Source organism: Streptomyces sp. NPDC056486, assembly GCF_042795295.1.
Classification (GTDB): Bacteria; Actinomycetota; Actinomycetes; order Streptomycetales; family Streptomycetaceae; genus Streptomyces.
This window is the reverse complement of the sequence record NZ_JBHTSF010000273.1, coordinates 1-7,421: the sequence shown is the minus strand read 5'-3', so window position 1 is coordinate 7,421 and position 7,421 is coordinate 1. Positions and strand designations below refer to the sequence as shown.

The window sequence follows — 7,421 nt, the reverse complement described above, 5'->3', positions numbered from 1 at the left end:
CGTCCCGGGGGCGGGGCCCGCGGGGCGCTCCTGACGGCGCGGGGTCCCGCCAGGGTGCCCCCCCGCCCCGGGGCGTGCCCGGCGCAGGGCCCCGTTCACGCCCCACCCCCCACTCAGCGACCCGATGAGGAAGCGTGCACATCACCTACCTGCTCGCCACCGGCAGCAACGCGATCTACGACGGAAAGTACAGCCAGCACGGGCGCTACCACACCTACGGCCAGCAAAGCTTCGTCCTCGACCTGATCAGGACCATGAGCAGAGCGGGCCACACCGTGCGGCTCACCGTCGACACTCTCTCCAGTTTCGCCCTGACCTCGACGTTCCGCGGCATGGACTCCGTCACCGTGACGGAGGAGATCGATCCGGCGGGCAAGACCGATCTGATCCTGGTCGACGAGGTGCCCGACGAGATGCTGATGCAATTCGACGAACACATACCGGCGTTCAGGATCGTCCACCACGCGGGTCGCCGCTCGTCCGACTACCTCGTCTCGCGCTGCGCGCGCTTCCTGTGCATGACGGAGAACGCGCTGTCACTGCAGGGGAAATACCTTCCCCCGGACTTGCCAGTCCTCGTCCACCAAGGCGTCGACCTGGAGCGTTTTCCCGCCGTCCTCGCCAAGAGCCACACGCGGCGACCGCGAGTCCTGCTCTACTGCCGGCTGGACTCCGGGCGCGAGGCCCTCCTCGGCCGGATCGTCGAGAACATCGACCGCGAGGAGTTCCTCGTGTACGTGGCGGGCGACGGCCCGGGCTTCTGGGACATGAGCGACCGCTTCGGCAGCGAGATCATCCTCATCAACCACGTGCCGTGCCAATCGATACCCAACCTGCTCGGGGAGATGGACGTGGTCATCTCTCTCGGGCGTGGTGCGATGGAAGCCATGGCAATGGGTATTCCGACCCTCTGCGCGGGCCACCACTACGCCGGCCCCATCACGGCGGACAACATGGCCTCCCTCATGCGGTACAACCTCACCGGCGCCGTCAGCGACCGCGACCCGTCCCTCGTCATGACGGACATCCGCCAGGCACTGGACAGCGACCGGCGGGACGTGCGGGCGCTGGCGGAGGAAGGTCTGTCGGCCGACGCCTTCATGGAGAGCGTGTCCGACCTGTACGCACAGGTCGCCGGATGACGGAGCCAACGGGCGGCACGGCGCACAGAACGGGCGATGCGACGCCGGACGGGACACCCGGCGTAAAGCCGGACAGGATGGCCGACACAACGCCAGGCCTTCTCGCGTCCCGCAATCCACGGCTCTACTACACCGGGTTGGTCGTCTCCCAGATCGGCACCAACACCTACCTCGTGGCACTGGGCTGGTTCACGTACCAACTCAGCCACGACGCACTCGTGCTCGGCGTCGTCACCGCGGCACCGATCTTCACGATGCTGCTGTTCAGCCAGGTGGGAGGAGTGGCTGCCGACCGCTTCTCGCCGCGCCGGGTGCTGCTGTGCACCCACTCCCTGCTCGCTCTCCTTGCCCTGCCGCTCGGCCTGTTGGCGTACAGCGGCTCGCTCGCGGTGTGGCACCTCGTGGTCAGCGCGCTCTGCGTCGGCAGCATCAACGCGATCGGTCTGCCGACGGAGCAGGTCTTCGTCTCGGAGATGGCGGGCGATGCTCTGCTCAGGCGGGCGGTCACGCTCAACAACGTCATCCTCAACCTGTCGTTGGTCGTGGGCTCATCCCTGGCCGGGCCGCTCTTGGGGGCGGTGGGCCTGGGCGGGGTGGTCCTGCTGAACGGGCTCTCCTACCTGACGATGCTCACAGCGCTCCTCCTGGTCCGCCCGGCGCAACTCCACGCCCGTCCCCGACGGGTGGGCGGGCGCCCCCGGGCGGTCGGCGCCTGGGGGTACGTGCGGCACAGCCCCGGCCTCACCCTCCTGCTGCTCGTCATCGGCACCGTCGGCCTCTTCGGCACGAGTCTCCCCTCGCTGCTGCTCCTGCTGACGGCCAGTGAACTCACGGAACAGGCCGGGGCGTACGGCATCCTGCTCGCCGTCATCTCCGTCGGCTCCCTCATCGGGGGCTGGCTGACCTGGCGCACCAACGTCGTGCTGGGCACGGTGCTTGTGAACAGCCTCCTGCTCGGGATCCTCGAACTCGCCACCGCAGCCATGCCGTCCCTGCTGACGCTCGGCATCGTGCTGCTCCCGGTCGGAGTGGTCTCCCTTGTCCTGCGGGCAGGTCTGCTCAGCCTGGCGCAGCTCCAGACGCTGCCGGAGTTCCGCGGCCGGGTGATGGCGATCTTCCAACTCGTCTACCGTGCGGGCTGGTTCCTCGGCACCCTGGCCGCGAGCTGGGCGGCGCAGACATGGGGCCCCCGTGCGGCGATCGCGTTGGGCGGGGCGGCGGTGACGTTGGTCGTCGCGGCGATCGTCCTGGTGATGACGGCGTCCCGCGCGATGTCGGTGTCGCTGATCACACGGCGCGTTCCCCTCGTCAGCATCGCCCTCGCACCGGAGCCCGAGGGCCGCCACCGGCGCCCTCCACGCCACATGGCCGCGGATGCCTGAGGACGGCGCGGGCGAATTCGAGGGGTCGTTGCAACGCCGTGGTTGGTTGATCACGCCGCGAGCATTTTAGACAAGCGCTCGGCTGGGGTTTCCCAGTCGAGTGTCTTGCGTGGGCGGCTGAACAGCTTCCCGTACTTGAGCGCACGGCCTGTTAACTGCCGTACGTGCAGGTGGCCTTCGGCTGAGCATGTGCTCCGACCACGGGAGTCGGCCGATGGCCTCAACCGGCCCAGCGTCCCGTCAGGAAGGTGAGGGTGACGACCGTCGTCAGCGGGGCGCCCAGGCACAGGCAGATCGTGGTGAACCGCGGGCGGCGCAGGCTCCAGTCGGCCAGGACGATCCACAGCGGCCACCACACGAGGGTGGCGCGGGGGATGGACATGTACCAGTACGAGGTGCCCAGAGCCCAGAGGTTGAGGGCGAGGTAGAGGGCTTCGGGCCAGCGGCGGCGCCGGATCAGTAGGGCGAGGAGGAGCAGTCCTACGGCCATGGCGAGGAGTTCGGCCTGGAACATACCGGCGTACCCGGTGGTCTGGATGTGGGAGAAGGCGACGTCCCAGGTGCGGGACCACGCCTCCCACGGGGTGTGGAAGACGCGGTGCCAGCCGCGTTCCTGTGCGTGCTGCCAGGCCATCCAGTCACCGGTGTGCGCGTGCAGATACCAGCTGTAGAGGGCGGCCGGGAGCGCGGGCAGAGCCAGCCACGGCAACGAGCGCCAGTGCCGGTGGGTGCGGGAGGTCAGCAGGAAGTGCAGGGCGATGGCCGCGGCCAGGAAGAGCCCGGTGACCCGGACGGTGCTCGCCAGGGCCGCCAAGATGGCGGCGAGCGCCCAGTTGTGCCGCTGGGCCGCGAGCCAGGCGGGCAGCGCGAGGGCGAGGAAGAGGGCCTCGGTGTAGCCGACGGCCAGGAACACGGCGCACGGCGAGAGCAGCAGGAACAGGGTGGCGCGTCGGCCTGCGGACGGGTGCCCCGAGTGGAGGCGGGCGATCCGGGCAAGGGCGAGGACAGCGACGGCCCCTGCGGCGAAGGAGATCAGCAGCCCGGCCACGGTCCAGTGCGGCACCACGAGGTGGACGGCGCGCAGCAGGAGCGGAAAGCCGGGGAAGAAGGCCTCCCGGTTGTCCCAGTCGCTGAGTCCGGGCCCGGCGCCGCCGGGGAAGTAGCCGTCGCGCGCGATGTTCACGTAGTGGGCCCAGTCCCAGTGCTCGAAGGGAGCGAGGACGCTGTCCGGGTAGCGGGTGTCCGGCTTGGCGGGGTAGAGCCAGCGGGCACAGTAGGCGGTGATCCAGACGGCCAGGCGCGTCAGCAGGTACAGCCACAGCACTTCACGGTCGGCGGGCGAGAGGCGCAGGGTGGCGCGGTCGGCGGGCAGGGGCAGCCGGGGCTGCTCCGGTGGCTTGTTGCCGGGCTGTACGGGGACTGTCGGGCGCTCGGAGGGCCGCGTGACCGAAGAGGATATGAAAGGTGACATAAAGGGCTCTTCCGGGTGGGTGCGGGCATGCGGCATCGCCCGGTGGGGCCCGCCGGGTCACGGGGTGTCGGAACAGGGGTGTTCAGGGGCGTGAGGGGTGGTCGGTCAGTCGCAGAACCAGGCGTACGGCGCTCGGCGGCTCAGCGCGCGGGCGGGCCCGAGCTGGCGCTGTTGGACGGCGGAGGGCTCGATTCCGTTGACGACATGGAGGTGGGCGGCGGGGCGGTGTCCCCCGGGGACGGCGCGGGCCGGGACGGCGCGTTCGCTGGAGGGACCGGCGCCGGATCACCCGGCAGCAGCGTGGCCGCCGCCGCTCCACCGCCCCCCAGGACCAGGCACGCGGCAAGCGCGAACGCGGCGCGCCGGCGGCGCTGCGTCTTCCTGCCGCGCTCGGCGATCCGCGCGAAGGGCGGCGGCCCCGCCTGGGCCTGGCCGCGGTCGGCGGCCTGATGGAACAGCGAGCGCAACGGGTCGTGCGGCTCAGGCATCGAAAGCCTCCTCCTCGACGCGCAGGTCCTTGAGGCGGTGGGCGAGTGCGGCTCGCCCACGGAACAGATGTGTCTTGACGGTGCCGCTGGACAGGCCGGTCTCACCGGCGATCTGATCGACGCTCAGATCGCACAGGTAGTGCAAGGTCATCGTGCGGCGCTGCTGGGCGGGCAGGGTGCGCAGCGCGTCGACGAGCACCACCGCCTCGGGACCGGGGCCCTCGGTGTCCGGCGGTGCGCCGCTGCGCTGCCAGGCATCCGCCGTACGCCGCCCGAAACGCCAGCGGCTCACCGCGAGACGCCAGGCGGTGGTGCGGATCCACGCTTCGGGCTGTCCGTCGCGTTCGAGCCGGCGCCGATGCCGCCAGCCTCGTACGAACGCCTCCTGCACGACGTCCTGCGCCTCGTGCAGGTCGCCGAGCATGACGTACAGCTGCCCCGTGAGACGCGTGACCGTCTGCGCATAGAACTTTTCGAACTCCTCGACGGTCAACGGCACTCCTGGATCTCTTTCGCTTCAGTAGGCATACGCCTGCCGGGGCCGATCCGGTTTACATCGGCGCAGAGATGGAGGAGTGATCGTCGTCACGTGCGACGACACCCGCGGAACAGCACTCATGGAGCAGCGCCCGCGGAGGAGCACCCGCAGAACAATGTCTTTGGACATACCTATATGCAGAGAGGTACTCTCCGGTCATGCCCGATTCCAGCGCATCCGCCCAGGACCTCGACCGTGTGGCCTCCGAGCTCGCGGCGAGCCTGCCCGCGCTGAACCGGGCCCTCGACCGGCACGTCGGCCGGGACTTCGCGCACCCCAAGCCTCCGGAGGCCCAGCTCGCGCTCCTTCGCCTCGTGGCGCAGGAGGAAGGCCCCACCGTCCGTGAGGCCGCCGACGCGCTTCTGATGCGGCCGAACAACGTCAGCGCTCTGGTCTCCCAGCTCACCGAGCAGGGCCTCATCGAGCGCAGGCAGGACGCGGACGACAAGCGGATCGCGCATCTGCATCTGACCTCCCGCGCCCGGCGTGAGCTGGCCGAGGTCCGGCGCCTCGAGGGTGAACACCTCGCGCGCGCCCTGCAGTTCCTCACGCAGGGCGAGCGCGACGCGCTCGGCTCGGCCGTCGGCGCCCTTGCCTCGCTGACGCGGCAGCTGCACGTAGCGCCTCCGGCGGAATAGTCCCGGCTCACCCCGTCGAGGGGACCGCCCTGCCCGCACGGGGGCGCTTCCGACCGTGCGCACGGCTCTCCGCACGTCCCGGCCCACCGCTGCTCTGACGCCGGCCGTGCGCTTCCCCCTTTTCGTCACTCTCTCGACAGACAAGGCACCTTCATGCCGTCCACCACCGTGGATTCTTCTCCCCTGCCCGCACACTCCCCGCCGGAGGCGCAGGCACCCACAGGCAGGCGCGCCAATCCCTGGCTGACGCTCATCGCTGTCGCGTTCGGCCTCTTCATGGTCCAGCTCGACGCCTCCGTCGTCGCCATCGCCAACCCGGAGATCGGTCGCGCCCTGAAGGCGTCAACCGCGGACCTCCAGTGGGTCACCAACGCCTATCTGCTCGCCCTGGCCGCCTCCCTCATCCTGGGCGGCAAGCTCGGTGACCGCTTCGGGCGCCGCACCTTCTACATCGTCGGCGTCATCGGATTCACGCTCGCCTCGGTCGCCATCGGCCTGTCCGGGTCGGTCGTGGGCGTCATCGCCTTCCGGGCGGTGCAGGGGTTCTTCGGCGGCCTGCTGATGCCCAACACTCTGGGCCTGCTGCGCACCGCCTTCCCGCCGCGCAAATTCGGTATGGCGGTGGGTATTTGGGCCATGGTCTCGGCGGTGTCGACGGCCCTCGGGCCGATCGTCGGCGGACTGCTCCTGGAGAGCGTCTCCTGGGAGTCCGTCTTCTACATCAACGCCCCCATCGGCGTGATCGCCCTGCTGGTCAGCGCCGCCGTACTGCCACAGAGCAAGAGCGAGAGCGCCGCCGAGCCGCAGCGCTTCGACGTCCTCGGGGTCGTCCTGCTCGCCGTCGCGCTGCTGTGCGTGGTCTTCGGCGTCGTCAAGGGAGAGACCTGGGGCTGGGCCTCGGCGGGCACCCTGGGGTCCGTCGGTGTCGGTCTGCTGCTCCTCGGCGTCTTCGGCTGGTACGAGACCCGCGTGGCGCATCCGCTGCTTCCGATGCGGCTCTTCCGCAGCCGGGCACTGACCACCGGCGCCGTCATCACCGCGCTGAACTTCTTCGTCATGCTCGGCGTGATCTTCTTCGTGATGCTGTACCTGCAGAATGTGCGCGGCTTCTCCCCGGTCGAGGCCGGTGTGCGCACCCTGCCGCTCAGCCTCGCCTCCCTGGTGGCATCCCCGCTGGGCGCGGCGCTCACCGCACGCTTCGGGCCGCGCCTGACGATGCCGCTCGGCATGCTGCTCCAGGCCGCCGCCGCGTTCGGCATGCTCACCTGGGACACCGACTCGTCGTACGCCACGATGTGGCCGCCTTTCGTCGCGCTCGGCCTCGGCGTCGGCATGGTCCTTGCCGCGTCCTCCGACGCCATCGTCGGTCAGGCTCCCGTCAAGGACGCGGGCGTGGCCGGTGGGCTGCAGGCCACCGCCCTGCAGATCGGCGGCGCGCTCGGCACCTCCGTCCTCGTCTCGCTCATCAGCAGCCGGGTCGGTTCGACGCTGACCGGGGAGCTGACCGGCGCGGGGGTCCCTGAGCCTCTTGCGGTCGGGCTCCACGATGCCGAGGACGCGGTGGCGATGGGCGCGGCCCCGGTCTCGCCCGACATGTCCGCGGGGGTGAAGGCGGCGGTCGTGGACGGCAGCGGCCAGGCGTTCATGAACGGTGTGCACACGGCCGTGACCGTGACCGGGGTGCTCTGCCTGCTCGGCGCCGTCGGTGCGGCGGCGGGTCTGCGGCGCACCTCGGCCGCGCGGCACTAGGAAGCGCGTGCAG

7 protein-coding genes are annotated in these 7,421 nt (G+C 70.3%); 4 read left to right on the top strand and 3 right to left on the bottom strand.

Annotated features, from left to right (window positions below):
* Window positions 1-134: 134 nt before the first annotated feature.
* Both ACFQ7F_RS44675 and ACFQ7F_RS44670 read left to right on the top strand, forming a co-directional pair.
* Complete coding sequence (locus ACFQ7F_RS44675; RefSeq protein WP_383285125.1) at window positions 135-1,142, top strand: hypothetical protein; 1,008 nt, start codon at window positions 135-137, stop codon at window positions 1,140-1,142.
* A gap of 77 nt (window positions 1,143-1,219) precedes the next feature.
* A complete protein-coding gene (locus tag ACFQ7F_RS44670) occupies window positions 1,220-2,524 on the top strand; it encodes an MFS transporter (RefSeq protein WP_383285122.1) in 1,305 nt (434 codons plus the stop codon).
* Window positions 2,525-2,744: 220 nt separating this feature from the next.
* Here ACFQ7F_RS44670 and ACFQ7F_RS44665 read toward each other — a convergent pair whose 3' ends face one another.
* From ACFQ7F_RS44665 to ACFQ7F_RS44655, 3 genes are all read right to left on the bottom strand, one after another.
* Complete coding sequence (locus tag ACFQ7F_RS44665) at window positions 2,745-3,995, bottom strand: mannosyltransferase family protein (RefSeq protein ID WP_383285119.1); 1,251 nt, start codon at window positions 3,993-3,995, stop codon at window positions 2,745-2,747.
* A gap of 140 nt (window positions 3,996-4,135) precedes the next feature.
* On the bottom strand, window positions 4,136-4,483 hold the full coding sequence (locus tag ACFQ7F_RS44660; RefSeq protein WP_383285116.1) for a hypothetical protein: 348 nt from the start codon (window positions 4,481-4,483) through the stop codon (window positions 4,136-4,138).
* Complete coding sequence (locus ACFQ7F_RS44655; RefSeq protein ID WP_383285113.1) at window positions 4,476-4,976, bottom strand: SigE family RNA polymerase sigma factor; 501 nt, start codon at window positions 4,974-4,976, stop codon at window positions 4,476-4,478. The genes ACFQ7F_RS44660 and ACFQ7F_RS44655 overlap by 8 nt, the downstream gene beginning before the upstream one ends.
* Before the next feature lie 203 nt (window positions 4,977-5,179).
* Here ACFQ7F_RS44655 and ACFQ7F_RS44650 point away from each other — a divergent pair, with 203 nt between their 5' ends.
* On the top strand, window positions 5,180-5,659 hold the full coding sequence (locus ACFQ7F_RS44650) for a MarR family winged helix-turn-helix transcriptional regulator (RefSeq protein WP_383285110.1): 480 nt from the start codon (window positions 5,180-5,182) through the stop codon (window positions 5,657-5,659).
* 153 nt (window positions 5,660-5,812) lie between these two features.
* On the top strand, window positions 5,813-7,408 hold the full coding sequence (locus ACFQ7F_RS44645) for an MFS transporter (RefSeq protein WP_383285107.1): 1,596 nt from the start codon (window positions 5,813-5,815) through the stop codon (window positions 7,406-7,408).
* The last annotated feature ends 13 nt before the right edge of the window (window positions 7,409-7,421 follow it).